We start from the raw sequence: 25,418 nt of genomic DNA on the forward strand, positions 1-25,418 counted from the left end.
CCGCGACTAGCGCCACTGGTGTACCACCTAGTAACGGGGTTAGGGTGAGCGGATGCTTTCAACTGAACAGGCGGCTTATAAACTCGCCTTTTTGATAGCCGACGCTTTGATCCGAAGCGGCTCGGGATCAGCCAGTACCACCAAGTCCCTCTTGTCGATCTTCCAGAAAACCGAGATGCCCAACGTGACGGTCAGCGTCAGCTTGGGCCAGGTCACCATCAGTCACCAGGAAGAGCCCGACGACGCTCCCAGCACCCGGATCCTCGAATCCGAACCGGGCACGCTGGATATCGGCCTGCGCACCGAGACCGGTGAGGTCCTCGAAGCGTTCGTGCTCAATCAGCTCACCATCGAGGAAGCCATCCGCGAGATGGAAGAAGTCACGGCCAAGTCGCGTGTCGTCGGGCACCGGCTGACTGCCACGGGCTTCGCGATGTTCGGCGTCGGCTTCTCCTTGATCCTGGGCGGCGGACTGGTCACCACCATCAGCGCCGCCTTCATCGCGGCGGCCGTGTACACCGTCTACGCCTTGGTTGTACGCACTCAGGCACCCATGATCTTCAGCCTCGCCGCGGGCGGTTTCACCGCGGTTATCGGCGCGTGCATTTCCGGACTTTTCTTTTCGACGTCCCAGCCTGCGGTCTGCATCGTTGCCTCCCTTGCTGCCTGGTTGGCGGGCATCGCCGCCTACGGCGCGGTGCACGATGTCATCACCGGCTGGTACCTCTCGGCCTCGGGCCGGATCCTTGACGTGCTCACCAGTACCGCCGGCCTGGTCGCCGGTGTGACTCTGGGTATCCACTTGATGCAGCCGATCTTCGGTGAGGACATGAACTTCATCGAGACGCTCGAGATGGATGACACCCGCTGGGGCCTCTCAGTGCTCGGCGCCACGTTGGTATCGGCTGGCTTCGCGCTCGCCTCCGGTGGTCGCGGGTGGAAGCTCGGTGCCTTGGGCCTGTTCGGCGGGGTGGTGATGCTCCTTATGCTTTCCCTTTCTACCGCGGGCATCAGTTCCTTCGCAGCAATCTTGGTCGCGTCAATCGCAGCGGGTGCCGTGTGTGTGGTGCTCACGCGTGCGCTCAACATGGCCTCCAACGCTTCACTGATGGTCGTCCTCTTACCGTTGTTCCCTGGCATGTTGGTCTACCAGGGCGTGCTGGGCACGATCTTCGGTATGGACGGCGCTAATGATTCGTTGTTGGAAGCCACCATTACCGCGTTCTGCCTGTCCATGGGCGGCATCTTGGGTCAGTACCTCGCCTCCGAGGCGCTGTGGGCGAGCCGCCGTAAGCAGTTCACCCACAAGCACCCGGACCGCGCCTTCCGCAAGGAGATGGCCGACGAGGAGAATTTCAGCGACATCATGGTCCCGATCTTCTCCAAGCCGTTCACCCAGTAACTCCAGCGGCACCGACGGCTGGGGTTACTTCCCCATGCCGTCGCCCACGCGCTGGATCAGACCCCTGATATTGGTGAGAGTCCTGTCCACGCGATCGTCGAGCGACATGGTCTCCTCCATCTGACGGATGCCCTCGGGCTTCCTTTTTCCGCGCGTGTAGTCGCTGCATGCAAGGTCGGAACAGAGGTAGGTCCCCACAGTGTTGTAGCGATCCTTGGCGGATTTCGAGCGCTGGATCGATACCAGGGAGACTCCGCTACCGGGGTGCAGGGTCAGGCAGATCTGGCACATGCGTGCGCCACCTTTGCCCTTATGAGGGTTTTTCTCCAGGACCAACCCGCGCAAACCATTCTCGGTCTCGGCAACTACATATCCAGTGCGTGGGGATTTCGGGTCGATCCAGCTGAGGAAGATCTGGGATTCCCAGTCGATGCTGAACAGGTCCTGCGGAATGTTGATGCGCTGTGAAGCGCCCTTGGAGCAATTGATGAAGCTCTTGCGGATCTCGGATTCGGTGTGTGAATGCATGGTTGAAAGCTTTCGGTTTACTCTGCCCGCGCGCCTCACCACTGAGAAGGCACGTTTAAGGACCCGGACCTTGGTGTCACGGAAGGCAGGCAGAAAAATGGGATGACAGAACGAATGCCTCAAAGGGCATAAAGGATTGCGACCGTGGATGAAATTCACACGGGCGTCGCAGTCACGCAGCTCTATCTAGTGCCGGCATCTGACAAGCCGACAACCCCCTGACGCCCGAAGGCTCACTCACCACCGAAGTGGATGCCGAAGATGTACGTGGGAATCGTATACCCGACGTCAACTCCCCACGAGGCGAGTCAGCCCACAGGCAGCTCTGCGCGCACCCTGAACCCACCATCGCCAGTGGGTCCGGCATGCACCGAACCACCCAATGCCTCGACCCGTTCGCGGATTCCCGCAAGACCCAGCCCGGCACCCGGGGCAGCGGGAACGGCTGAACCCGAGGCGGCGTCGTCGGCGGGGCCGTTGACCACGTCCATGACGATCCCGCGGTCGGAAACGTCCACCCCCGCGGTGATTGCGGAGCCCGGGGAGTGCCGCACGGCGTTACTGAGCGCCTCCTGCAGCACCCGGTACGCGGTGAGAGCGGTCGCCGCGGGTACGTCGGTGTCCAGTGAATCGCGTCCGGACCGCACGTCGAATTCGATCCGCGCGCCAGACTGCCGAGTGGATTCAATGAGCGCCGGGACGTCCGCGAGCGTGGGTTGCGGGACCAGTTGCGCGTCCGCGGAGCCTCGCAGAATGGTGAGCAGCCCGCGCATCTCCGTGAGCGCGCGTCGGGAGGACTGAGCAATCGAGGTGAACTCGCCAGCAGTTCGCTCGTCCATCCCCGGGAGTCGGTACTCCGCAGTCGTGGCCTGCACACTGATCACTGACATGCTGTGGGCGACCACGTCATGCAGTTCCTGGGCGATCCGGTTGCGTTCCTGAAGCTCACGCCGTTGAGCGCTCTCCTCCGCACTTGCTCGCCGCGCCGCCTGAAGCGCCGAACGGCCCAGCAGCTGCTGCCGCACGAGAATACCCAGGGCGAGGACACCGGCCGAGACCGACGCCGCGACGATCAAGCTGGAGAGCGCCCCGCCCGAGACGTCCGTCCGCAACAGGAACACCGCGGGGAGGGGCGCAGTGCTGGCCACCAGCCAGCCAACCACGGCGTAGGGCCAGGGTCGGCGGAGCGCCACCAGCAGCAGGACGAAACCATGCACCATCAGCGTGGTTACCGGCCACGGCCAGGGTGGGCCCAGCGTGGAGGCAGTAACCGCGGCGGTAGCAAGGACGGCGACGGCGTTCCCCACCATCCCGACCACGGGCCACCTCACGGCGGCCACCAAGGACGCGCTGTGAACGATCGCGACCACCATCGCCAGGACAACGGGCACGGCGTAGAGGACTCCGAACAGGGGCCAGGAGATCGCCAGTAACACGACGGCGGCAAAGGCGGTGGTGAGCCATGCCCAGCCGTCCGCAGAGGCGAAACGTGCGAGGTGGGGTTCGGAGTGCTCGGTTTCTCGTGTGGCTCGGTTGGCAATGCTGTCCGTGCGCGGGCCTTGGTGAGAGGCCCAGGGCGGAAGGTCGGGCTGACCGGGTTGCACCTCGCGGGAGGCGGGGCCGCCGCCGTTTCCCAGCGCAGCCTTGGTGACCAGGGCGTCGAGGCTGGCGAGGCCGTGCAGGACGGCTGGCAACGAGACGAGGAAGACAAAGCCCGTCACGAAATTGAATGCGGCCTCTAGCGCAAAGCTGCCGGAGATCGATGACGGGATCGCGCCGTTCGACGTCGCGTCGAGAACGAGTTCGACCAGGCCGTTATTGTCCTCTGGGAGAAACATGCCCCAAAAGAAATATGTCACTCCACCCAGGGCGGTGGCCGTCCAGGACACCGCGACCGAGAAGGTCAACGTGCGCAGCGGAAAAGCAATGAGGGTTTCGAAGACCAAGTCGAGCCACAACCGCGGATCCGCCATGGTTTTCATCCACCCGAACATCCCCGGCTGTTTGGTGCGGTACCGCGCCCGCGGCAGATCGACTCCCCAGTGGCGCAATCGCGAGCGGGAGAGTCGAGCGAAGGCCCCGGCAAGCACCAGGGTGAGGGGCAGCAGCAGCGCGCCCACCCAGACGATGAACGTGCCCAGCGACACGGACAACATGGGGATGAGGAGTACGAAAGCGAACACCGAGATGAAGAATCCCGGCAGCACATAGGCGTAGTCGCGGCCGAGCTGCCGCGGGAGCCGAACCCACAACGGGGCCCGTGTGGCGGATGATGATGACATCAGGACCAGCTTCTCTCATTAGTGACGGCGGCACCATGGCGCGCCGGAGTAGATCTGTACGAGGCGAGGGTCGACGGCGCTCGGGCCGGCCGGCCGACTGAGGCTTCGTGGGGTGCCCGCGCGGGTCGCAGTACCGAAGGGTGCGCTCGCACCAACAAAAGGACGCCGAGTACGGCGAACACAGCAACGACGGCCAAGGTCATCAGGACGGGGGTCGGCATGGGCGCATACTCACCGAGCAGCAGCGCCCCGATTCCCACTGCGGTGAGCGGGTCGATCACGGTGAGCCCCGCCAGCACGGTTTCCGGTGGGCCGCTGAGGTAGGCGGTCTGTACGACCCACATTCCGGTGATCGAACCGAGGATCAATCCTGTGATCAAGAACCAGTGCACCGCTGATAGTGCCCCGAAGATGACGGGCAGGAGATCGGGACCGAGCACAGCGCCGTCGAACGCCTGCAGGAGCGTGAACAGAAGGACATGGGTGCTCGCGGCCACCGTCCCGAACAAGACACCGGCGCACGCAATGCGAGCCAGGTGACCGGTTGAGCTGTTGGCCACGGCGGCACCCACGGCGGAGAACACCACGAGCAGACAGCCGAGCGTGAGCAGGCGACCGGGTGAGGCCTCGGGGTCGATCGACCATTTCGCTGAAACAGCCACGAACAGACCCACGGACACGATCGTGATCACGATCCCCGCCATGACGCCCTTGGACATCTGGGTCTTAACCTGATCGGTTCCTTTGGAACGTGCCGCTCGCAGGCTGAGAATCACGGCGGCCACCAGGGAGAGCGTTCCCAACGGTTGAATGAGCGCCACGGGAGCGAGCCCCAGGGCAATCACGTTGAGCACCGTTTCAAGCACGAGCAGTGCCAGTCCCACTAGCCACAGGGGGCTGCGGAAGATGCGGCGGACAACATGGGCACGCGGCGTCGTCGGGCTTGCCGGAGCGGCGGCGTCGGCAGAGCGACCCGTGACCACCCGGTGCTGCAGATGCGTTCCGAGGGCCAGGCAGAGAGCCGCGACAAGGGCGATACCAATGGCGAAGGTGAACATGCCCTGATCGTGGGGCTGCGCTCGCGGTCCGGTCATCACCCTGCAGAGTGATCCGTGCTGATACCTGAGAGGGATATTCGTGGCGACCCGCCCGAGACATAATGCGGGCGCGGTGCACCGGGGCTAGCCTCAAGGCATGGCCCAGAACCAGATGCCGCCGGCGCACCACGATGATCCCGCGATTCGGGTGATCATCGTGGATGACCAGGCGATGGTGCGTCAGGGCTTCGGGGCGTTACTCGATGCGCAGCGTGACATCATCGTGGTCGGCAGCGCCGCCGATGGCAGCGAGGTGGTCGAACTGGTCCGCCGGTCTCGCCCTGATGTGATCCTGATGGACATCCGCATGCCCAAGCTCAACGGCCTGGATGCCGCGCGAGCGGTGAAGGCGATGCCCGGTCTGGAGCATCCGCGGATCATCATGCTGACCACCTTCGACGCGGATGAGTACGTGTTCTCCGCGTTGCGCGCCGGGGCTAGCGGCTTCTTGCTGAAGGACGCCACGGCGGAGGACCTGGTGTCCGCGGTGCGGATCGTGGCCGCGGGGGAGTCGCTGCTGGCGCCGTCGATCACCAGCAAACTCATTGCCGATTACGCCCGCCGGCCCAGCACGCGGCGCGATACGGCGGCGCTGTCCCCGCTGACCGAACGGGAGCTCGGGGTCATGAAGCTCGTGGCCACCGGCAAATCGAATGCGGAGATCGCAGAGGAACTGTTCGTGGCTGAACAGACCGTGAAGTCCCACGTCTCGCGGATCCTCAGCAAGTTGGGGCTGCGTGATCGCACGCAGATCGTGGTGGCAGCCTATGAATCGGGTCTGGTGAGCACCGAGCGCTGACGCCTCTGGCACCGCGGTGGCTACCTCTCGCGTAGGGGTGTGGAACCGCTCCCCAGAGTGATGAAACGGGGCGAACCTGCGCCATAGCTTCCTCGTAATCGATACGCATTGATACGAGGAGTCACGATGTCAGTCCAACTGCGCACCCCATCCCCGCCGCTTTGTCTGGGCCTGTCATCCCGTCCGGGAAAACCGAGCGTTCCGACGAAGACCGGCCGGGATTCCACCGTGGATCTCATCCGCGCACTGTGTCTCCTGGTGGTCGTCGCACTGCACACCATGATGGCGGGCGTCGAACGAACCTCGGACGGTGGCCTGCTCACCAGCGTGGCCCTGGCAGGCACCGACTGGTTCGTCCCAGTTAGCTGGTTCATTCAGGTCATGCCCTTGTTCTTCATTGCCGGCGGCTTCGCCTCCCTGACTCAATGGCGGCGGATGCGCGCTCGCGGAGCGTCCTGGCAGCACTACGTGATCAGTAGGACGCAGCGACTGGCCGTGCCCGCGGTGGTACTGTTCGGCGTCGTCGGCGTGGTGCTTGTCATGGCGGGCGGTTCCGGACTCGATGCGGGGCTTGTGGCGGAAGTGCGGCTGCGTGTCGGGCAGCCCCTGTGGTTCCTGGCCGTCTACCTGGGCGTCACGGCGCTCGTGCCGTTCATGGCACGCTGGCACGAGAAACGACCTGGCGGCACCGTCGCTGCCCTGGGCCTCGGCGTCGTGGCCGTCGACGCCGCACGGTTCGTCCTGGACACTCCCGCCCTGGGTCTCTTCAACCTCGCCCTGGTTTGGTTGCTGATGCAGCAGCTTGGCTTCCTGTTCCACGACGGCGCCGCCGCTCGTTGGCCGCGCGGCCGTCTGTATGTCGGCCTTGCGGTGTCTCTGCTGACGCTGTTCGCGGTGGTGACCTGGGGTCCGTACTCGGCTGACATGCTGGTGAACCTCAATCCGCCCACCGCCGCGATCGTGCTGCTGGGTTCCGCGCAGTTCTTCGCGCTGCGGCTGCTCAAGCCGAGGTTGGACGCGTCCCGGGTCGCCGCGTCCATTGGCGCGACCATCAGTGCCCGTGCGATGACCATTTACCTCTGGCACATGCCAGTGGTGCTGGGTCTCGTATTCGTGCTGTGGACTCTGGGTTTCCCGCTACCGGAACCTCACTCCGGGTCGTGGTGGGCCACCAGGCTTCCGTGGCTCCTGGCGGTAGCTGCGGTGTTGTTGGTCGTAGTTCCCACGTTGGACCGGGTTGAGCGGCGGCTCGTTTCCGTGGTGGCTGCGCGGAAAGTCGTTGGGGTGCGTACGTCGTCCCGGTTCGCCCTGGACTCCGGTGCTGTGCTCGTGGTGGTCATGGCGATCATTGGTGTGGCGTTGATGCTGACGCAGGCACTACCGCTCGTGCCGACGGCGTTCCTGTCGGTCGGGTTCCTGGCCGGCAGCGTCCTGGTGGGCAGGATGCTGGACCGAGTTCCGAGCCATCCCTTCAGTGAGCCTCATGTGAGTTAAGTGCAGCGGGGAAATTCTGTGTGAAGGAACTGCAGCGCTCGAGTCTCATGTGAGGAAGATGCCGTTTAGCCGCCGGATCCGTGCTGTTGCCTCCCATGAGACTCCGGTGCTGCGTTTTCCTCACGTCAGACCTGGCCGTTGGAGCCCCTGTGCTTGTTCTTCGCCACGGACAGCGACCAGGTGAACGCCAGTAGCGCCAGAGCCCACGGCAAAATCACGGGGAACATGTCGATCCCTCGGAACAAGAAGTGGGCCACCGCAAATACTGCGACCGCCAGTATCAGGGACATGGCAATGAGCTTGGCCTTGAGCTTGCGGTCGAAGCCGTACCAAAAGCTGTCCTCGGGGGAGTCACTTCTCAAACCCAAGAAGTCGATGATCCTGTTCACTGTCGATGCACCTCATTCCTTCCGTCCCCTCACGCTACCGACACTCCACACGGAGCGCAGTGGCCAAACGGCCAGTGTTCTGAACCGCCCCCGAGTGCGAGTCCCGGCGCACGCCGATCGCGCAACGGCCAGCCACGGGAATCCCGGCCTTTCCTATGAACTCACATATTCTTAGCGGTAGCTCCTCGCCCCCTGCCCCCGCGGAGCGTGTTCACCCCCCAGCACACGGAGTTCCCTCGTGACCCCTGCCCAGCCTTCGATCCTTGTGGCGGATGACGATCCCGACATCCGAGAGCTCGTGGTCTTCAAACTCGAACAAGCCGGATTCGACGTTCACTCAGTCGCGGACGGGAACGCAGCTCTCGAGGTGCTCACGGACAGTACGCCGGACCTGGTGGTGCTGGACGTCATGATGCCGGGGCTCAGCGGACTGGACGTCCTGCGACAAATTCGGGCGGAGCAACGTCTCGAGACGGTCAAAGTGCTCCTGCTGACCGCGCGCGCCCGGGATACGGACGTGGATGACGGCTACACCACCGGCGCGGACGACTACGTGACCAAGCCCTTCAGCCCGAGGGAACTGCTGCACCGGGTCAACACGCTCCTCGGTCGGGGGCGGTGAGATACCCGTGGCAACGCAGACAGTGGTAGCCGCGCAACTGCTGTCCGTGGTGTTGTGGGTCCTGGTGTGGGCCACCATCTTCCTGCTTGCCCTGATCCTCGGATCGCGGGCCGGCCGGCTTTGGCGCGAACGCAGGGATCGCCAGCTCATCGGCGAGCTGAGGCCCGCTATGCTCGCCGTGGCCTCCGGGGAGGACGAGGATTCCGCCGCATTGAGCCAACTGACCACGGTGACCCGTCGGCGGGCACGCGTGGTGGATCACGCGGTCTCCGCCATGCTTTCCAAGGTCAAGGGTGAACCCGCGCGCGCCTTGGCTCAGGTGCTGCGCTCGCACGGCCGCTCGAGTTGGGCGTTGCGGGGGCTGAACTCCAAGAGATCGATCCGGCGCGCCTACGCGGCGTGGACCCTCGGGCTGATGCGGGAGCGCGAATCGGGGTCGAAGATCATCCCGCTGCTCCAGGATCGTTCCATCGACGTGGTGGTCGCCGCCGCGCGCGCCCTCACGCTCATCGGCGACAGTAAAGCGGCCCGGGCCGTCGTGCGCGCGGTGGCTCCGCGACGTCGTCCGCGCGGCCTTCCCAGCTGGGTGGCCGTCGAGTGCCTGTGCGCCTTCGACGAGTCGGTGACCACCGTGGTCCTGGAGGCGACGGCGCACCCGCGACCGTCCGTACGCCACGTCGCGGCCACGGTCATCGGCACCCGCCCGTTGCCGCGAGCAGCCCCGATGGTCCGGGAACGGCTCGGTGTGGAAGAAGACCCCCGAACCCTCGCATCGCTCGTGGCTGCACTCGGCAGGATCGGGGGCGCGACCGATCTACCGGTACTGTCCCGCTTCGCACAGCACCCGGACGAGACCGTGGCGCTCGCCGCCGTGGACGCTCTCGAAGGGATCGGGCTGCACTCCTCGGTGGAAGCGTTGGCCCCGCTCGTGGCGGACTCCCGTCCGAGGCTGTCCGAACGCGCGGCCGTGGCCCTCACGGAGCTGGGACCTCAGGGTCGTGAGCGGCTGCTGGCGTTCGCGAACGCACCCGGCCCCGCTGAGCTGCCCGCCACCTACGCCCTGCAACTGACCGCCATGAGGAGTGCCACCCGTGGACTGGATTGAGCTGTTGCGCACTGCGGTCGCTGCCGTCCTCGCGTTCGTGGCGTGGCCCGTGCTCATCTACTTCCTGGTGATCAACACGTCCTACCTGGTGATGATCGGGCTCGCGACGGTGGACTTCGTATCGCACCGTCGGCGGATCCCGTTTGCTGGTCGCGAGGAACTCATGCGGTCCCGGACCATGCCGGGAATCAGCGTGGTGACCGCCATGCACAACGAGGAGATGGGGATCCGCGTGGCCGTGGAATCGTTTCTCTCCCTGCAACATCCCCGTCACGAGGTCATCGTGGTGGACGACGGCAGCACCGATAACGGCTTCGAAGTGCTGCGTAAGGCCTTCGACCTGGTCCCGGTGACCCGCCGGATGCCCCAGGATGTGGCTGTGCGGGAAGCGCCCACGAGTATCCACGTGCCCCGTGACGGGCGGACCCGGTTGACGGTGGTGGGTAAAGCCAACTCGGGCCGCTCCGATTCGATCAACGTGGGCGTGAACCTCGCCCGCGAGGATCTGGTGCTGTTCGTTGACTCGGACTCCATCTTGGATCCTGGGGCACTGCTTGCGGTGTCCCGGCCGTTCATCGAGGACCCGGTCACCATGGTTGCAGCGGGCGGGGTGATTCGCGCCGTCAACGGGTGCCGGGTGAAGGGCGGGCGCGTCCTGGAGGTCCGCATGCCCGGAAGCCCTCTGGCAGACATTCAGGTCCTGGAATACCTTCGCGCTTTCCACCTGGGGCGAGCCGGGTGGTCCCGCATCAATGCGCTGTTGCTGATCAGCGGGGCTTTCGGCGTCTTCCGCCGTGACGCGCTGACCTCGGTGGGCGGTTTGGATGCCAATAGCATCGGTGAGGATTTCGAGCTGGTCATGCGGTTGCACAGGACCTTGAGGAAACAGCGCAAGCCCTGCCGGGTCACGTTCCTGACCGAGCCGATCTGCTGGACCGAGGTGCCCAGCACCGTTCCCGTGCTCCGTAGACAACGGACCCGGTGGCATCGGGGTCTATGGGAAACGCTGTGGGCCTACCGGGGCATGCTGTTCAACCCCCGCTACGGTCGACTGGGTCTCGTGGCGGTGCCCTACTACTGGATTTTCGAGCTGATCGCCCCGCTGTTGGAACTCGTGGGACTCGTGCTCATCGCCCTCGGCTTCGCGCTGGGGCTGGTGCCCTGGCAGTACTTCCTGCTGTTCATGCTCGTGGCCTACGCCTACGCCATCATCGTGACCCTCGCCGCCGTGACCGTGGAAGAACTGAGCTTCCACAAGTACCCCCGCTGGCGGGATCTGGGGATCACCCTGGTGGCCGCGGTGCTCGAGAACCTGGGATACCGGCAACTCACCGCGTGGTGGCGGCTGGAGGGCTGGTTCGCCGCGCTCACTCGACGCGAGCAGAAGTGGGGCACCATGACGCGTTCGGGTTTCACCGAGGTCGACTCATGAGCTCCGTAGCTTCCCACGTACGCACAGGGGCCGGTAAGGCGGGCAACCGTAAGGTACGCGTCATCCTGCAGCGCTTGGTGGCCCTGTGGTTCGTTGCACTGCTCATCACGGGAGTCACGGCCGGGTGGGGACTCGCAACCGTGCGGGAGCACGTGGAGACCACCCGGGCCACCATCACACCCCTCGTGGACGCGGCCCACGAAATGCAGGGGACGCTGCTGCGTGCCCAGACCGCCGCGCGGGGGTACGTGGTCACCCAAGATTCGGTCTTCGCCCAGGATTACGTGGAAGCAGTGGCGGACCTGTCTGACGCGCGTGAACGGCTCGAAACTCTCGCCGCCGGCCGCCTGCCGCAGATCCAACACATGAACGAGGTAGTGGACGAATGGCTGGACCTCACCCGCCAGCCGAACAGTACCTCCCCGCGCCCGCAGCTCGACCTGCGGCAGACCTCAGCGGCAATGAACGAGGCCCTGGCCGAGCTGCGGAGTCTCAGCGACGACGTCGCCGATCTTCGAGCGCAGAGTCAAGCGGAACTGAACCGGTCCATGACGGTGGCCAACGTGGCGCTGATCATGGCTGCTCTGTTGTCCTCGATCGTCATTCTGGTTGCGTTACGCCGGGTGGATCACCTCTTGGCGGCTCCCCTGCTGAGCTTGCAGCGCATCGTGAGCCGACAGCGGCACGGTGAACCCGACGCCGTCGCGGATACCTCACGGGGTGCTTTGGAGGTCGTGGACCTCGCGAAGTCCTTCAACTCGTTCACCCGGGAGGCCCGGGAAGTGGCGGCTCAACGCGAGCGGACGGTCGAGCAACTGCACGAGTTGAACCGGCAGAAATCCATTTTCGTATCCACCACGAACCACGAGCTGCGCACCCCGCTCACCTCCATCAGCGGGTATGTGGAAATGCTGCAGGACGGGGACTACGGCAAAATCACCCCGGAGCAGGATCGCGTGCTGGGAGTAGTACAGCGCAACACCAACCGGCTACAACTGCTCATTGAAGACCTCCTGCTCATCAATCGCCTTGACCAGGAACAGGAGGGGCACTCCAAGCACGACCGGGTGTTGGATCTCGCCGAATGCTTGTCCCGGGTGATGACGAATCTTGTTCCGCAGGCCACGAGTGGCCAGGTTTCCCTCCGGGGCGAGATCGCAGGAGCGTGGCCGGTGCTGGGGGACAGGGACCGGTTGGAACGGGCCATCACCAATGTGGTGGGCAATGCGGTGAAGTTCACTCCGCCGGGTGGCACGGTCACCCTCTCTCTGTCCCGGACGGCCGACGGCCACGGAGTCCGCTTGAGCTGCGAAGACACAGGAATGGGGATCCCCGCCAAGGAGATCGATTCATTGTTCACGAGCTTCACCCGTGCCTCGAACGCCGCGGACCAGCAGATCCCCGGTACGGGATTGGGGCTTGTCATCGTACGCACGATCGTGGAGCAACACGGCGGGACCGTGGAACTGCGATCGATCGAGGGAGAAGGCACCACGGTCACCATCGACGTGCCCCTGGCTCCGGCGGAGGGACCCGCAACCCCTCGATAGGGCGGAGTAGCTCGGATTAGGGCCACGCTTCTACACGAAGGTGTGTTCTAATGTCCAACAAGTAATATCGAATTTTTCTGGTTTAGCTTGTTGGAGGACTAGCGATGGTAGATGTCGTGGACCTGCTTCGCGAGCTCAACTTCGAAATAGACCCGTGGGACATGGGGTCTTGGCTACTACGGGCACCAGATGGGGGTCGGTACCCGTGCAAGCCTCTTCCAGCCATGGACAGGATCACATCCGAAGCCGCGCGCTTCTTCACGGGTTCATCTGAAACCCGGCGTGTGCGTCCACTACTCGTTGGTAGAACGATCACTACGAACATGCTGGAACGCGCCAGTAGGGGTGAGTTGGATGTCATTACCGAGCGACCACTGCAGCTGATTGTTCGCGGTCGCGTGTATTCCGACGACGCTCACGAGGTAGCCTCTCGCCCACTCGATGTACTCCCAAGACCGCGCCGCGGTAGGCGCGCCTGGATTCGATGGGCAACGATGCGGTGTCTCCTGCTCGCGTCAGGCCCGCTGCGGCAATCCGAGATCGCCGCGGTTTTGGGTAGTAGCCAACAGGCCGTGTCCCTCGCGATTAAGCAACTTGCCGGCTTGGTCCACGAGACAGAAGCTGGGTTCCTTGCCGACGACAAGCAGGCGCTGCTTCAAGAATGGTTAATCGACTATGAGGGGCCCAACGGGCAAGGATTCGGATGGTACAGCTTGAATCCTGTGGTCGAGCAGACGGAACAAGCGGTTAAAGTCGCTGCCTTGTATGACGTTGATCCGCTCATCACTGGAGACGTGGCCGCCGATAAGACGGCCCCATGGAAGCTGCCGAGTGTGGGCAGAATCTACGTGAAGAACCCGATTGATCTTGCTGGAGACGGATTCGTACCGGCCCCGCTGGTTGAGGCTACCCTCGTCACCTGTGTTCCTCAGGATCCAACGATATGGAAGTTGGTGGATGTCGCACACGGAATGACAAGTTCAGACGTACCTCTTGCCGACCCGGTAATCGTCTATTGGGACGTCCTCCATGGAGAAGACGTGGACAGTCTGGAGGCTGCTCAGAAACTAGCGCGGAACATTACGGGGTAAAGCACTGTGGACAACGAGACCGATCCGTCACACATTCGAGTGCACGCTCTGAGTGTCGCGGATGACTTGGGTTATCGGGGGCAATTGGCAGTATCTCAAACAGTATCGGGACGCAGCGATTATCGTCTCATTGGCGGACACATGGTGAGACTACTGCTGCACGTTTATCCCAGCGAGAGGGCTGTGCCACGGTCAACCGTGGATGCCGATACAGCGCTTGGGGATGTTGAAGTCATAGGCGTCGTAACCCGACAGCTGCAGGAGGATGGTTTCATCAAGGTAGGAGGCAATGTCCTCAAGAAGACTGTGGCCCCTGACCAGGATGTGGAGATTAACTTTCTTCTCCCGCGTGACGATTACAAGACTGGTATCAAGTCCATCAATGTTCAAAGTGTTGGCCAGGTGGACACTCTTTCAGAGCTCTCATTTGCGTTGAACTCTCCGGCGGTAGTCATCGATGTTGAGGCACGTCTGCTGGGAGGAGAGATTATTGAATATCAAACACGTGTGCCGTCTGTGGAGGTGGCAGCGATTCTCAAGGCTCACAGCTGGAGTAGCAGGCATTCGACAAAGGATCTTGCGGACCTCAACACACTGCTGGAAATCCGAGAAGAGCATCCGGAGCTCTCTTGGCGACTTGACTCCCGACCGCTCATTGGACGCCGCTTGGACACAGCAAGAATTCTTCGACCGCTGGGGAAGCAGATCACACGGCGGCGCAGCCCCATCGAGCTGCCCAACAACGTCAGTCGCGTGCGCTTTGCTGCGCTGATCCAAGAGCATATCGGCGCACCGTAACGAGGACCTCCCCGCCGGACATAGTGTGGAGACCATGCAGGACCACCACACCGCTACGCAGACCGTCGACGCCGCCCCCACACCCCTGAGCGTCCTCTCCGATGTTTTTGGCTACGACGAGTTCCGCGGTGAGCAGGCCGCCATCATCGACCAGGTGATGAGCGGGGGAGAAGCCGTGGTCCTCATGCCCACCGGTGGCGGTAAGTCGCTGTGCTATCAGATCCCCTCGATCCTGCGTGAAGGCACCGGCATCGTCGTCTCACCACTGATCGCGCTGATGTCCGACCAGGTGGCAGCGCTTGAAGCGGTCGGCATCCGCGCGGCGTTCCTCAACTCATCCCTGGATTTCCAGGAAGCGCAGGCGGTCGAACAGCAACTGCTCGCCGGTGAGATCGACCTGCTCTACATGGCGCCCGAGCGTTTGATCCTGCCGCGCACCCTCGACCTGCTGCGCCGGGCTCAGATCGCCCTTTTCGCAATCGATGAGGCACACTGCGTCGCCCAGTGGGGCCACGATTTCCGCCCCGATTATCTGGGTCTGTCTGTGCTGGCGGACGCGTTCCCGAACGTCCCTCGGATTGCATTGACGGCCACGGCCACCCGCAGCACGCACCGCGAGATCACCGAGCGCCTGCGCATGGAGAACGCCGAGCACTTCGTCTCCAACTTCGATCGCCCCAACATCCAGTACCGGATCGAACCCAAGGACCGCGGCCGCGATCAGCTCCTGAAATTCATCACCTCCGAGCACGACGGCGACGCCGGCATCGTCTACTGCCTCTCCCGCAAAAGCGTTGAGACCACCGCGGAGTGGTTGGAGAAGCACGGGATCGCGGCCCTGCCGTACCACGCGGGGCTCGACGCGTCCGTCCGGCACGACCACCAAGAACGGTTCCTGCGTGAAGAGGGCATCGTCATCGTCGCGACCATCGCATTCGGCATGGGCATCGACAAACCGGACGTGCGCTTCGTCGCCCACCTGGACCTCCCCAAGAGCATCGAGGGCTACTACCAGGAGACGGGCCGCGCGGGACGCGACGGACTTCCGTCGACCGCGTGGATGGCGTACGGCCTGGGCGACGTCGTCAATCAGCGCCGCCTGATCGACCGCGGCGAAGGCAGCGAACTGCACATGCGCAACGCCCGCTCGCACCTGGACGCGATGCTCGCCCTGTGCGAGACCGTTTCGTGCCGGCGCGTGCAGCTGCTGCGGTATTTCGGGCAGGAGTCGGAGCCGTGCGGCAACTGCGATACATGCCTCAAACCACCCAAGATGTGGGACGCCACGGTGCCCGCGCAGAAGCTGCTGTCCACGCTCATCCGGCTGCAGCGCGAGCGCAGCCAGCAGTTCGGTTCGGGCAAGGTCTTCGACATTCTGCTCGGTCGCGAGAACGAACGCTCCGTCGAATCGCGCCACCACGAGCTCAGCGTGTGGGGGATCGGCACGGAGCTCACCGAGCGGGAGTGGCGTTCGGTGCTGCGGCAACTCCTCGCGCGCGGGATCGTGGAGGCCGTGGGCGACTACGGCGTGCTGGTGCCCGGCCCGAACGCCGGTCCCGTTCTGCGCGGCGAGGTCACCCTGGACTTGGCGGTGGACAGGGCGCCGACGTCGCCCGCTCGCGGTCGCGCTCGTTCCGCCGGGGGCGCTCGCGCATCGGCCGCCGAGGGTCTGGAGACCGCGGATCGCGTAGCGTTCGAGTCATTGCGGACATGGCGCACCTCAGTCGCCAAGGAGAAGCAGATCCCGCCCTACATGGTGTTCTCGGATGCCACCCTGGTGGGCATCGTGGAAGCGAAGCCGGAGACTGTGCGCGCGTTGGGTGCCGTGAGCGGCGTCGGCGCGAAGAAACTCGTGGAGTACGGGGACGCTGTGCTGGAGGCGCTCGGCGCGGACGCCTGACCAAGGGCGCGAGCGGCATTGCCACCGGGTGGGACTGTGCCCGGCGTCAACGGCGCCTTAACGCCGTCGGACGCGAGCGGCGTCGTCGGCGGATCCCGAACGGACCGCGTTACGGCGCGGTGCGGGCCGCCCAGGCCTCGGAGTAGAACTGCTCCGAGCGGGACTCCAAGAGGTCCTTGTACGGATCAGGTTCGAAACTCTGCGCGGAATCCCCGGGGATGTCCGGGGAGAAAGCGGAGACGCCCAGGCCGGCCTCGCGATTCTCTAGCGTCAGCCCGGCGGCCTCGATCAGGGTGGGGAACATGTTGAGCTGATCGGCGTCGGAGCGGGTCTCGGGAGTGCCGGTCTCGCCCGGAACCCAGATCCGGTTGAAGATCGTGCGGTTGGTGTGTCCGCCCAGCTGCTCGTGGAACGCGTCGCCGGCACTCATGTGCTTGAGGTGGTCACCCATGATGACCACGGAGGTGTCCTCGAGATATCCCATTTGGTTCATATATTCCACGAAGTCCGCAACCTGGGTCATGGAGCAGAAGAACGCGGAGGTCACTTCGCTCTCGGTGTCCACGGTGCAGTAGTCGTAGATGTGGACCGGCTCGTGGGTGTCCAGCGTGAGCATGGACAGGTTGAACGGCTGACCGGTCTGCTGCGCGGTGGCGTGGAGCTGGTCGATCTCGTTCTTGGCGTTGGCCATCAGGCGTTCGTCGCTCAGGCCCCAGTCGCTGCGAAAGCTCTCTTCGGGCTCCCCGGCGGCCCGCCAGTCGTCGAGACCCACGTCCTTGGTGTACCCGTGGTTTGCCAGGAACGTGCCCTTCGCGGCAAAGGACGGGTTGGCGCCGCCCAGGAACACGTTGGTGTAACCCTGTTCCGCCAGGATGTCACCCAGGCAGGTGAGACCGCCCAGGTAGCTGTTCATGCTGCCCACGAGCTGGTCGGGGGAGCCGCTGTCCACGGACGCCCCCACGCCCTTGAGCGGCACGCCACACTGCGTGGACACCAACCCGGACATGGTCCAGCCGCCGCCCTCGTACTGGTCGAAGTTCTCGATGCTCTGCCAGCCGTCTTCGGGGCGGGTGACGTCCTTCAGGGGAGCGAAGGCGTCCTTCTCGAAGTGCTCGTCGTTCGCCAGCGTCTGCTCGCCGGACTCCAAGTAGATGGTCACCAGATTGCGCTTGGCTTCGGTGCCGGTGACAGTGGGTTCCGCGTAGTAGTCGCCCATGTTGTACGGCGAACTGGCCGAGCGGATGTAGTCGCCGATGCCCACGGTGGAGGCGAACGCCGTGGTCCCGCCGGCCGCGACCGCGGCAACCAAGGCGGTCGAGAGGCCGCGCATGGCCCATTTCTTGGCCTGGGGCCGGGTGTCACAGCCCAGCCGACGGCGCTTGCGGCGCCGGAAATACTGCCACACGGCAATGCCGATGGTGACAACCAGGGGAAGCACGCCGATACCCAGGATCCCCATCCAGACCAGTGGGCCACCTCCGCCGTCCGTCTCCACGGTGACGATGTTGAGGCGCATCTGACCGAATGAGATCTTGCCGAAGTAGTAGCGAATGCCGATGGCGGCAATGAGCATGGCAAGGCCCGCCCAGATCATGACGTAGACCAAGAGGTACCCCAGGACCACGCCAACCTGTCGGATTGCAGGATGAACCCGGCTGGCCATGACAACTCCTCGCGTGCGATGTCCGTGCGGTCGCCGAACACCTGTGGGATCTGCCCGTACTCGACCCGGGCTCACAGAAAACGAATACCGTTAACCTACCCGTTCCCTGGAGTTAAGGTGAGGGTTCCTTGCTTGGAGTCGTCTACGAACCCGCGTAATGAGCCGGGGACCTCCCCCCAACAGCTGGTTGGTCTCGAGGGCGGCATGAGGCCTTATTAATGGCGCGGTTCAGGACTAGATTGAGAACATGCCCACCCAGGCATCCAATCTGATCAATGCGCAACCCGGCCCCGCGGTTTCTCCGCAGACGTGGGCCAAATTCGCGGCCTGGGCCGCTTTTCTGGTGACCGTACCCTCCGCGCTCTGGCGGGTATTGATGATTGTTTGCTACGCGCCCATCTTCTTGTGGGGTCCACTGCTCCTGGTAGCAGTGGTTGGCTACTGGCTGCGGCGGCGTTGTACAGATCCTGCGCAAGCGCGGGTCGGCTCGTGAATTCACAGAATGTAGGACTTGGAAGGACCCTGACCGATGAAACTAACTGTCATGCAATTCGTCAGTCTCGATGGTGTCTCGCAAGGACCGGGATCTCCGGACGAGGACCGCAGCGGGAATTTTGAACGGGGTGGCTGGTTCGTTCCTTACCTGGACAAGGAATTCATCCAGCAATGCACCGAATGGCTCCAACAAGCCGATGCCCTCATGTTCGGGAGGCGTACTTACGAGGCATTCGCCCGGGATTGGCCGCAGATCACCGACCCGGACGACCCGTTCACCGAGCTCATGAACGGGTTGCCGAAATACGTGGCATCTAAGACCTTAACCAGTGCCGAATGGAACCCCACCACCATCCTCTCGGGAGATCTCGCGGCGCAGGTAGCCGAACTCAAATCACGGCTGGGCCGGGACTTGCAGGTCCATGGCAGCTCGGTGCTTGCCCAAGGTCTGTTTGCTGCGGACCTGGTCGACGAGCTGCGCCTGGTTATAGCGCCGGTGGTAGTGGGCCAGGGGCGCCGCCTTTTCCCCGATGGCATGGATCCGATTGGGTTCCGCCTTGTCAGTAGTCGAGTCACCCCGGGCGGGCTGACCATTCAGACCTACAAGAACCAGGGCCGTCCCGAGTTTGCAGTGTATGAGGGGTCGCCAGTGGTGACCTGAGGGCGCACCTGGACCGGCTTCGGTGCCTGCCATCTTGAAGATAAAACCGCCTTCGACGCCGCTATTGAGGGGCCCGGATATGTGAGAAATCCCCAATGCGGGACGGGTTGATCTGCAAACGTCGCGCGTGGGTCGCTCCGCTCAACGAAAACGAGATTCGGCCACATCCCCCTGTGGCAGCCTGTGACATTTGGACCTTCCAGGGCGCCGCTGGGGTTGATGATCGGCAATGGCGCGCACATGTTCCTGTGGGGTCCGCTGTTGCTGGTGGCGGTCGTCGGGTAATGGCGGCGCCGGACATCGAATTCATAACGTTCTGGCGCGAGGTAGTGCTACAGCTGTTCCTCAGGAGATAGTGTCTCTAATCACAACGTTCGCAATTGTGAAGGGCATGACATGAGCACCCCCCATTCTTATGGCTCCCAGCCAGGAGACCAGCAGACCAGCGATTCCACCCATTACGACGCCGCTCCGGCCATCGACCAGTATCGGCCCGGTGACGCACCCGGTTACGACCAGGGCGGGTACCAGCAACGAGGTTCCCAGCCGGGCGTTCCCGTGGGTCCCGGCCAAGCCATCAAGCGGTTCTACAAGAAATACGCACAGTTCTCCGGGCGCGCCAGCCGATCCGAGTACTGGTGGGTCGCACTCTTCATGTTCCTGGTATACGGCCTGTTCATGGTGCTCATCGGCACGGTTGGCAGCGAGGTAGTGAACAGTAATACGGTCACATCCGCGACGTCCTACTCATACTCGGTGAGGAGTGAGCCCAACGGGTTGGGGATCTTCTTGTCGCTGCTGTTCCTCGTGTTCCTGTTGGCCCACATCATTCCGAGCATCGCGCTCGCCGTGCGGCGACTGCACGACGTGAACATGTCCGGATTCCTGTACTTACTGAGTCTTATTCCGTTCCTTGGGCCGCTCATTCTGTTGGTTTTCTACCTGCTGCCGCCGAACCCTGCGGGAGCGCGGTTCGACCGGTGAGTTGATGTTCTAGCTGGGGAGGGCCGTCGATCCGAAAGGATTGGCGGCCCTTTTCATGTGCTATCGCGGATGTGGCCAGAGCATCTCTTGCCGTCCACGCTTCATCATGACATCATTGATGTCATGATGAAGCGTGGAGACACCGTGTATGAGATTCTCAGAGCTGTTCGCCCAATGGTGCTCAATTCTGCACGGGTCGTTGAGGCGGAGGTGCGTGACTTGGGCTGGACCGTAGGGTCTCGGGCGGTCATGGAAGTGCTGCTGGACGGGGCGCCCATGACGGTGCCTCAGGCTGCGTCTCGACTGTCCTTGGCTCGTCAGAATGTTCAACGCCATGTAGATGAGCTGATCAAGTTGGGTCATGTGGAGTCCAAGCCCAACCCGGCACACCGTAGATCTGTGCTCATCCAACCCACTGAAAAAGGCTCTCGAGCCTTCACGGGGCTGCACGATCGTGAACGCGCCCAACTCGCCCTTCTTGCTCCGCAGTGCAGCGAGCAGGATCTGAGAACAACCATCAGGGTGCTCGGGGATCTCAACCACGACATCAAGGCACGAGCCGCAGCCTCGGCGGCAGGAACCAGGACATGAGTCATGAATACCAACGGAATCTTCGCGCGGACCACCCGCAACAGACGTGAGATCGCCGACGTCCTCGAGTCCCTCGACCCAGTCCAATGGGGTGCAGAGACACTTTGTGAGGGCTGGACCGTGCGACACATGGCGGCTCATTTCCTTCAGCCCATGCTCGTAGGATTCGGGCAATTCTTTGTGACGTCCGTGCGATACCGGGGGAATACGGCCGCCACCATCGACCACATCACGCGCCGTAACGCAGTTATTGAGCCGGCGCATCTCGTGGCCCTTTTGCGCCAGCACGCCAGCGATGAAGTCAGCCCGCCGAGGGTCGGCCCTATGGGTCCGTTCGCGGAGACCTGCGTCCACCTGCGCGATATCACGCGCCCTCTCGGGCTTGCCGCTGATGTCCGAAGTGAGGACTGGCTGGATCTCCTGTCCTACCTGACGTCTGGCAAAGCGGCGGCCAGCCTCACCACGCCAGCGCGTATCAGAGGCCTATCGTTCCGTCCTCGGGGTTGGGAGACGAGCTTTGGGGCAGGTCTGGAAGTGACGGGGACCCCGGAGGCGCTCGCCATGGCCATCACGGGCCGCAAGGCTGCTTGCGCTGATCTTGCGGGGTCCGGTGTCGATCTACTCTGTTCCCGCGGATAAATTTCAATCGATCGCCAAGTCTCACCACCGGGTAGCCCTACGGGGTTGAACTGCTCGTCCCGTACCCTCAATGGGTGCCTTATCCCGCAGAACTCCCCGCCCGGCCCGACGATCACGACGACGCTCCTCCGGCCGGTTCTCGCTACCAACACCTGGACAGCACCGCCGTCCGTGAATCCACAGCCGCTCTGCAGAAGCGCATCTACTCACGCTTCCCGGATCGCGGACTGTGGGAGGTTTGCGGTGAATTGGTGGGACTCGTGGATGAGGTCACCAGTGGTGGCGGCATCAGCCGGCGCCGCATCAGGCTGGCCCGGCTACTCTCTCGCCTGGGGATCATTGCGGTCCTCGCGATCTTTGGCGGTGCCATTGTTCTCGCCGCAGCGAGTATCTGGTCGAGTCCGGATGCCCTGGGTCCCATCGACTGGCTCCCGCTACTCGAAACCGTGGTCAACAACCTGGTCTTCGCGGGCATCGCCATCTTCTTCCTGGTAGCCGTGCCGCAACGGTTGGAGCGCGCTCGTGTGCTGCGACTCGTCCACCGGCTGCGATCACTCGCGCACGTGATCGACATGCACCAGCTCACCAAGGTGCCCGAGAGGCTCCAGCGAGGATCGCGGGAGGACGGAGGGCTGGACCTCACTCGTGAACAGCTCACCCACTACTTCGATTACTGTACGGAAATGCTCTCGCTCGTCGGCAAGACAGCGGCCCTTTTCGCCGAGGACACCACCGACGGGGATGTACTGGATGCCGTTGAAGGCATCGAAACCCTCACCTCAGACATGGCCCGCAAGGTGTGGCAAAAGATCGCGATCCTACAGGCGCAGGGCGCCTGAAAATCGCCTGAAATCCCAGGTGAGAAGGGGCTTTGTGGAGGCGAGCGGCGTCGTCGGCCTTGACGAGCCGGGGTTACGTGCTAGTAAGTTGGCTTGCTGATCCAAAGGAGGAATCAGCATGATGAAGAAGACCAACCGCATTTTGACGACCGCCGCAACCGTGGCAGCACTCTCGTTCACTGTGGCACCGGCCGCTTCTGCAGCGCCCACTCCGGAGGCACCTCAGGCCCCCGCAGCAGCCGCAGCGGAGTCCTGCCCGTCGGCCAGCGACTTCTCGTTGACCGCGCCGTCCCACACCGAGGCGGCCGGCAACCTGCTGGACAAGCAGATCACCTTCGGCTCGTACTGGACCGGCGGTAACGTGCAGTCCGGCACCCAGGCCACGCTGACGGCGTCCGGCCCGGCAGAGGTCACCCTGCTCAACGGCGAGACCTACAACGCACCGGTGGTCGTCGGCGGCACCAACTCGGGTATCTTCCCGGGTGGCGGCGCAGCCTTCGCACCGAGCTTCCGCCTGGACGACTCGAACCGCGACTCCGCCAACGGCGCGACCAACCGCGATCACGTGACGTCCATTTCCTACCCCGTGACGGTCTCGGGCAACTTCGGCTCCTGCGACTACACCGTGGAGGGAACGGCGAACTCCAAGTTCAACGTGACTTCGATCGAGCTGACGGAACGCGCATAGTTCCACCTCTTGAGTTCTGGCCCCGAGCGATACTTTCGCTCGGGGCCAGTTCTGTTTAACGGACTGGGCGGGGGACGACGCCGCTCTGGTCGCCTGCGCAGCGCCCGTACCGCAGATCGCGCAAGAACGGTCATGCACGCGGCGGCCGGGGCGGCGAATACTTGAACCATGTCCACTTCCACACCCGATCCGCTGCATCGACTTCTTAATGCGGTGCTCGATGATGAGCATCGGAGCCTTGGAGACATGGCTGCGGGCGCCTACACTTCCCCGTTCCACTTCGCACGTCAGGTGCGAACGGGAAGTGGTGAGTCGCCGGTAGCGTTGCGCCGCCGAGTTGCTCTGGAGCAAGCTGCGTGGCAATTGCAACGCGGTGAGAACGTCACCGATGCCGCATTCGGTGCCGGTTACGACTCGGTCGAAGGATTCTCAAGGGCTTTCCATCGTGCCTTCGGATGTCCACCCACGGGGATGCCACCGCAATCTCAGCGGGGGCATTGGCTGCCGGCGCCCAACGGAATTCACTTCCACTCACCCACAGCGTTGTATGTCGACGCAGGTGAGGCGCATGAGCAGCCCGCCGGTGATGTGGTCGGGTTACTCGTTCGGCACGATCTGGACGACATCGATGCACTCCTGGTAGCCGCGCGCGGCGTGAGCGATCTGGAGTATCGACGTACTCGCTTGCCCGGTAGCCACCCGCGAAGTTGGGATGGGCCGGATGAATCGATTGCTCAGGTTCTACGTCACTTGGTAGTGAGCAAAGAACCATGGCTGGCTTCCATTGCTGGAGAGACCGAGCCGGATCTCACTGGCCCCGACGGCGTCGCCGAGCTTGCCGAGCGGCACACAGTCACCGGCCCTCGATGGATCGCTCTGATTCGTGACATCGACCGTCGCGGTGCGTGGCAAGACAGGGTCATTGATGCACTTTGCGATCCACCCGAGTCGTTCCTGCTTTCACAGATCGTGGCGCACGAACTCACCTATTCCACGCACCGCCGACAACTAGTTCGGTGGATGCTCGCGGACGCCGGTATTGATGCCGGCACGGGCCATCTCGACCCGGACCCCGTCCTGTGGCATCGCAGGAGGATTGGAGAATCATGACCAATTACCGCTTCTACGTTGCGTCCTCCCTGGACGGTTTCATCGCCGACGACCACGACAGTCTCGACTGGCTAGTCACTCAGCCAATCGATGCGCACGGTTTCATGAACTACAACCGCTTCATGGCCGATATCGGAGTCCTGGCAATGGGGTACACCACCTACCAATGGATCGTGGACCACAACATGACCAGTGGTGACTCATGGCCGTACGAGGTGCCCACCTACGTCTTCACTCACCGGGACCTGACGCCCGTGGCTGACACCATCCAAATAGTCTCCGGTACACCGGGGGAGCACCGCGCAGACCTGGTATCTGCAGCCGGGGACAAGGACGTGTGGATTGTGGGCGGCGGCGACCTGGCTACTCAATTCGCCCGAGCAGGGATGTTGGGCGAGGTCATGGTCTCGATCGCTCCGGTCTTCCTCGGTTCCGGTCGCCCGTTGTTCACCGACGCGTTCAACCTGGAACTCCAAGAGTTTGATCGCAACCGAGCGTTCTTGTGCGCCAGATACTCCGTGCGCGGTCTGCGCGCCGAAGAACAGATCTAGCGTTTCAGGGATGGTGCGGGTCGATGGGGTGCTCCATCGTTCCGGCTGGCTGCTCCCTTGAGCGGACCCACGCGAGGAATGCCTCGGCGGCGTCGGCGGTGGCCCGTGCGCGGACCGAGGCCAGGTAGTCGAAGGCGTGCTGTGTGTTGGGAAGTTCGGCGTAGACCACGGGCGACCGTGAGGCCGAGCGCAGGCTGTCGGCCCACCCTCCACGCGCCCCAGGAGGAAGCATGGAGTCGTTGGCGCCTTGAATGAGCAGCATGGGCGGAGCCTCGTGATGGGCCAGGGCAACGGGTGAACTTGCGGGATCATCCGTACGCGCACCCAGGTATCCGTAGATGGAAATGACACCGGCGATATCGGTCTTGGCGTCCTCGAAACCCGGCTGGAACCGCGGTTGGTTGGGCGTGAGCGCGGCGGAAGCGGCCAGGTGTCCTCCTGCGGAGCAGCCGACCAGGTAGACCTGCGAGGCATCAGCATCAAAGTCATCCGCGTGCTCTCGCGCCCAGGCGATGGCTCGCTTAGTGTCCACCAGGGGGTTCGGGAATTCGGCGGCTCTGCGGAGTCGATAGTTGGCGCTGATGCACAGCCACCCGTGTCCTGCTAGCTGATTCAGTAGGGTGACGGCTTCGCGGCTTTTGCCGCCCTGTACGAATCCGCCCTCGTGAAGATGAATGAGAACAGGGTTTGGCCTGTTTATATGTCGGG

General features: G+C 63.4%; 25 protein-coding genes. 19 read left to right on the top strand and 6 right to left on the bottom strand.

Annotated features, from left to right (window positions below; all coding sequences use genetic code 11):
- The first annotated feature begins 52 nt into the window (after positions 1 to 52).
- Complete coding sequence (locus EWV37_RS05115; RefSeq protein ID WP_165189256.1) at positions 53 to 1,402, top strand: threonine/serine exporter family protein; 1,350 nt, start codon at positions 53 to 55, stop codon at positions 1,400 to 1,402.
- Between the two features lie 24 nt (positions 1,403 to 1,426).
- On the opposite strand, the gene EWV37_RS05120 is transcribed toward EWV37_RS05115, so the two are convergent.
- The 3 genes from EWV37_RS05120 to EWV37_RS05130 form a co-directional block, all read right to left on the bottom strand.
- On the bottom strand, positions 1,427 to 1,930 hold the full coding sequence (locus EWV37_RS05120; protein ID WP_129700221.1) for an FBP domain-containing protein: 504 nt from the start codon (positions 1,928 to 1,930) through the stop codon (positions 1,427 to 1,429).
- A gap of 308 nt (positions 1,931 to 2,238) precedes the next feature.
- A complete protein-coding gene (locus EWV37_RS05125) occupies positions 2,239 to 4,212 on the bottom strand; it encodes a sensor histidine kinase (RefSeq protein ID WP_129700223.1) in 1,974 nt (657 codons plus the stop codon).
- Complete coding sequence (locus tag EWV37_RS05130; protein WP_129700225.1) at positions 4,212 to 5,306, bottom strand: DMT family transporter; 1,095 nt, start codon at positions 5,304 to 5,306, stop codon at positions 4,212 to 4,214. Before EWV37_RS05130 ends, EWV37_RS05125 begins: the two co-directional genes overlap by 1 nt.
- A 100-nt stretch (positions 5,307 to 5,406) precedes the next feature.
- Between EWV37_RS05130 and EWV37_RS05135 the strand changes: the two genes are divergently transcribed.
- The gene (locus EWV37_RS05135) at positions 5,407 to 6,108 is read left to right on the top strand and encodes a response regulator (protein WP_129700227.1); all 702 of its coding nucleotides are present in this window, start codon (positions 5,407 to 5,409) and stop codon (positions 6,106 to 6,108) included.
- Between the two features lie 126 nt (positions 6,109 to 6,234).
- On the top strand, positions 6,235 to 7,602 hold the full coding sequence (locus tag EWV37_RS05140; RefSeq protein ID WP_129700229.1) for an acyltransferase family protein: 1,368 nt from the start codon (positions 6,235 to 6,237) through the stop codon (positions 7,600 to 7,602).
- A gap of 125 nt (positions 7,603 to 7,727) precedes the next feature.
- Here EWV37_RS05140 and EWV37_RS05145 read toward each other — a convergent pair whose 3' ends face one another.
- Positions 7,728 to 7,991, bottom strand: a complete 264-nt coding sequence (locus EWV37_RS05145) for a hypothetical protein (protein WP_095797169.1) — start codon at positions 7,989 to 7,991, stop codon at positions 7,728 to 7,730.
- Between the two features lie 238 nt (positions 7,992 to 8,229).
- On the opposite strand from EWV37_RS05145, the gene EWV37_RS05150 reads away from it, so the two are divergent.
- From EWV37_RS05150 to recQ, 7 genes are all read left to right on the top strand, one after another.
- The gene (locus tag EWV37_RS05150; RefSeq protein WP_095797168.1) at positions 8,230 to 8,613 is read left to right on the top strand and encodes a response regulator transcription factor; all 384 of its coding nucleotides are present in this window, start codon (positions 8,230 to 8,232) and stop codon (positions 8,611 to 8,613) included.
- Between the two features lie 7 nt (positions 8,614 to 8,620).
- Positions 8,621 to 9,718 carry a HEAT repeat domain-containing protein gene (locus tag EWV37_RS05155; protein ID WP_129700231.1) on the top strand — a complete coding sequence of 366 codons (1,098 nt, stop codon included), beginning with the start codon at positions 8,621 to 8,623 and terminating at the stop codon, positions 9,716 to 9,718.
- Positions 9,705 to 11,150: a glycosyltransferase family 2 protein gene (locus tag EWV37_RS05160; RefSeq protein ID WP_129700233.1), complete on the top strand. Its 1,446-nt coding sequence runs from the start codon at positions 9,705 to 9,707 to the stop codon at positions 11,148 to 11,150. Before EWV37_RS05155 ends, EWV37_RS05160 begins: the two co-directional genes overlap by 14 nt.
- Entirely contained in the window at positions 11,147 to 12,700 is a 1,554-nt protein-coding gene (locus tag EWV37_RS05165; RefSeq protein ID WP_095797165.1) for a sensor histidine kinase, read from the top strand. The genes EWV37_RS05160 and EWV37_RS05165 overlap by 4 nt, the downstream gene beginning before the upstream one ends.
- Before the next feature lie 572 nt (positions 12,701 to 13,272).
- Positions 13,273 to 13,791, top strand: coding sequence for a hypothetical protein (locus EWV37_RS05170; RefSeq protein WP_129700235.1), 519 nt, complete (start codon positions 13,273 to 13,275; stop codon positions 13,789 to 13,791).
- A gap of 6 nt (positions 13,792 to 13,797) precedes the next feature.
- Positions 13,798 to 14,589 carry a hypothetical protein gene (locus EWV37_RS05175; RefSeq protein WP_129700237.1) on the top strand — a complete coding sequence of 264 codons (792 nt, stop codon included), beginning with the start codon at positions 13,798 to 13,800 and terminating at the stop codon, positions 14,587 to 14,589.
- Positions 14,590 to 14,623: 34 nt separating this feature from the next.
- A complete protein-coding gene (gene recQ / locus EWV37_RS05180) occupies positions 14,624 to 16,489 on the top strand; it encodes a DNA helicase RecQ (protein WP_129700239.1) in 1,866 nt (621 codons plus the stop codon).
- 109 nt (positions 16,490 to 16,598) lie between these two features.
- Here the strand turns inward: recQ and EWV37_RS05185 are convergent, their stop codons facing one another.
- Complete coding sequence (locus EWV37_RS05185) at positions 16,599 to 18,152, bottom strand: LTA synthase family protein (RefSeq protein ID WP_238663073.1); 1,554 nt, start codon at positions 18,150 to 18,152, stop codon at positions 16,599 to 16,601.
- 247 nt (positions 18,153 to 18,399) lie between these two features.
- On the opposite strand from EWV37_RS05185, the gene EWV37_RS05190 reads away from it, so the two are divergent.
- The 9 genes from EWV37_RS05190 to EWV37_RS05230 all read left to right on the top strand — a co-directional run bounded on the left by EWV37_RS05190 (position 18,400) and on the right by EWV37_RS05230 (position 24,710).
- On the top strand, positions 18,400 to 18,645 hold the full coding sequence (locus EWV37_RS05190; RefSeq protein WP_129700241.1) for a hypothetical protein: 246 nt from the start codon (positions 18,400 to 18,402) through the stop codon (positions 18,643 to 18,645).
- Between the two features lie 36 nt (positions 18,646 to 18,681).
- A complete protein-coding gene (locus EWV37_RS05195; protein WP_129700243.1) occupies positions 18,682 to 19,308 on the top strand; it encodes a dihydrofolate reductase family protein in 627 nt (208 codons plus the stop codon).
- A 396-nt stretch (positions 19,309 to 19,704) separates the two neighbouring features.
- Complete coding sequence (locus EWV37_RS05200) at positions 19,705 to 20,292, top strand: DUF805 domain-containing protein (protein ID WP_129700245.1); 588 nt, start codon at positions 19,705 to 19,707, stop codon at positions 20,290 to 20,292.
- 123 nt (positions 20,293 to 20,415) lie between these two features.
- Complete coding sequence (locus EWV37_RS05205; protein WP_165189259.1) at positions 20,416 to 20,883, top strand: MarR family winged helix-turn-helix transcriptional regulator; 468 nt, start codon at positions 20,416 to 20,418, stop codon at positions 20,881 to 20,883.
- Positions 20,884 to 20,886: 3 nt separating this feature from the next.
- Positions 20,887 to 21,522: a maleylpyruvate isomerase family mycothiol-dependent enzyme gene (locus tag EWV37_RS05210; RefSeq protein ID WP_129700249.1), complete on the top strand. Its 636-nt coding sequence runs from the start codon at positions 20,887 to 20,889 to the stop codon at positions 21,520 to 21,522.
- Positions 21,523 to 21,596: 74 nt separating this feature from the next.
- Positions 21,597 to 22,361, top strand: a complete 765-nt coding sequence (locus tag EWV37_RS05215) for a hypothetical protein (RefSeq protein ID WP_095797159.1) — start codon at positions 21,597 to 21,599, stop codon at positions 22,359 to 22,361.
- A gap of 118 nt (positions 22,362 to 22,479) precedes the next feature.
- Positions 22,480 to 23,049 (top strand): hypothetical protein, encoded by a 570-nt coding sequence (locus EWV37_RS05220; RefSeq protein ID WP_129700251.1) that lies wholly within the window; start codon positions 22,480 to 22,482, stop codon positions 23,047 to 23,049.
- A 168-nt stretch (positions 23,050 to 23,217) separates the two neighbouring features.
- Positions 23,218 to 24,159: a helix-turn-helix domain-containing protein gene (locus EWV37_RS05225; RefSeq protein ID WP_129700253.1), complete on the top strand. Its 942-nt coding sequence runs from the start codon at positions 23,218 to 23,220 to the stop codon at positions 24,157 to 24,159.
- Positions 24,156 to 24,710 (top strand): dihydrofolate reductase family protein, encoded by a 555-nt coding sequence (locus EWV37_RS05230; RefSeq protein ID WP_129700255.1) that lies wholly within the window; start codon positions 24,156 to 24,158, stop codon positions 24,708 to 24,710. Before EWV37_RS05225 ends, EWV37_RS05230 begins: the two co-directional genes overlap by 4 nt.
- Positions 24,711 to 24,714: 4 nt before the next feature.
- Here the strand turns inward: EWV37_RS05230 and EWV37_RS05235 are convergent, their stop codons facing one another.
- Entirely contained in the window at positions 24,715 to 25,410 is a 696-nt protein-coding gene (locus EWV37_RS05235) for an alpha/beta hydrolase (RefSeq protein ID WP_129700257.1), read from the bottom strand.
- Between the last annotated feature and the right edge of the window lie 8 nt (positions 25,411 to 25,418).

Origin of the sequence: Kocuria carniphila (genome assembly GCF_004136555.1) — a bacterium.
Lineage (GTDB): Bacteria > Actinomycetota > Actinomycetes > Actinomycetales > Micrococcaceae > Kocuria > Kocuria carniphila.